This window comes from Micromonospora sp. DT31, assembly GCF_049841795.1.
In the GTDB taxonomy this organism is placed as follows: domain Bacteria; phylum Actinomycetota; class Actinomycetes; order Mycobacteriales; family Micromonosporaceae; genus Micromonospora.
In genome coordinates this window covers 345,663-347,216 of the sequence record NZ_JBNCKZ010000003.1, presented here as the reverse complement: position 1 = coordinate 347,216, position 1,554 = coordinate 345,663, and the positions used below count along the sequence as shown (strand labels likewise).

The 1,554-nt window shown below is 75.0% G+C and carries 1 protein-coding gene; it reads right to left on the bottom strand.

Features of this window, described 5'->3' with window-relative positions; genetic code table 11:
- Window positions 1-95: 95 nt before the first annotated feature.
- The gene (gene serC / locus ACLQ2X_RS08085) at window positions 96-1,223 is read right to left on the bottom strand and encodes a phosphoserine transaminase (RefSeq protein ID WP_425680330.1); all 1,128 of its coding nucleotides are present in this window, start codon (window positions 1,221-1,223) and stop codon (window positions 96-98) included.
- Window positions 1,224-1,554 lie beyond the last annotated feature (331 nt).

Here is a 1,554-nt window from a genome sequence, read left to right as displayed (position 1 = left end):
CACCCCCCCCCCCCCCGTGGTGCTCGGGCCGCTGGGGTTGGCACCGGGGGGGGGCCGCCCCCGCCCCCCCCCCCCCCCCCACCGTGACGAAGTGGTCAGAGTCGCTCGACCACGTAGTCGATGGACGCGGTGAGCGCTTCGACGTCGGCCGGCTCCACGGCCGGGAACAGCGCCACCCGCAACTGGTTGCGGCCGAGCTTGCGGTACGGCTCGGTGTCGACGATGCCGTTGGCGCGCAGCACCTTGGCGATCGCGGTCGCGTCCACCCCGTCGGCGAAGTCGACGGTGGCGACCACGTTGGAGCGCAGCGCCGGGTCGGACACGAACGGGGTGGCGAACGACGAGCGCTCGGCCCACCCGTACACGATGCCGGCGCTCTCGGCGGTGCGCTTGGCCGCCCAGGCCAGCCCGCCCTGCGCGTTCATCCAGTCGGTCTGCTCCGCGGCCAGGAAGATGGTGGCCAGCGCCGGGGTGTTGTAGGTCTGCTCCAGCCGCGAGTTGTCGATCGCGGTGACCAGGTCGAGGAAGGCCGGGATGTAGCGGCCCGACTCCTTGATCTCGGTGGCCCGCGCCAGCGCGGCCGGCGACATCAGGGCCAGCCAGATGCCACCGTCGGAGCCGAAGCACTTCTGCGGGGCGAAGTAGTAGACGTCGGTCTCGGCGACGTCGACGTCCAGCCCGCCGGCGCCGGAGGTGGCGTCGACGAGCAGCAGCGAGCCCTCGTCGGCGCCCGGCACCCGGCCGATCGGCACCGCCACGCCGGTGGAGGTCTCGTTGTGCGGGGTGGCGTAGACGTCCACGCCGGCCTCGGCGACCAGCGTCGGGGCGCTGCCCGCCTCCGACTTGCGTACGGTCGGCTCGCCCAGGAACGGCGCGTCGGAGACCGACTTGGCGAACTTGGCGCCGAACTCGCCGAAGTTGGCGAACTGCGCCCGGTCGCGGACCAGGCCGAACGTGGCGACCTCCCAGAACGCGGTGGTGCCGCCGTTGCCGAGCACCACCTCGTATCCCTGCGGGAGGGAGAAGAACTCGCCCAGGCCGCGACGGAGCCGGGCGACCTGGTCGCGGACCGTCTTCTGCCGGTGCGACGTGCCCAGGTAGCTGGTGGCGACGTCGGCGAGCGCGGAGACCGCGGCCGGACGGACCTTGGACGGGCCGCAGCCGAAACGTCCGTCGGCGGGCTTGAGGTCGTCGGGAATCCGGATGGTCGGTGCGTCAGCCACGGTTGTCTCGATCCTTCCGCATGGGCGAGGGCGGGCCCTTCCTGCGGGCGCGGACCGATGGCCGGGCGTGCGCCGGGCGCACGGGACGACCGGGGTCCGAGCCCGGCCGGCAGCGCTGCCGGTCTTCATCCTCCCACTCCCGCAGGCCGGACCGGTGGTCGGTCCCATGCCCAACGCTGAGGCATGCGCCACAGCGTGGTGCGGCGGTGCGGTGCGCCGGGTGCGACCGGCGGACGGGGGAAGGGGCCCCGCCCGACGCCGGGGGCGGGGGGGGGGGGGCGGGGCCCGCCCCCCGCCGCCGCCGCGCGGCGGGGGGGGGCGGCCCCCGGCC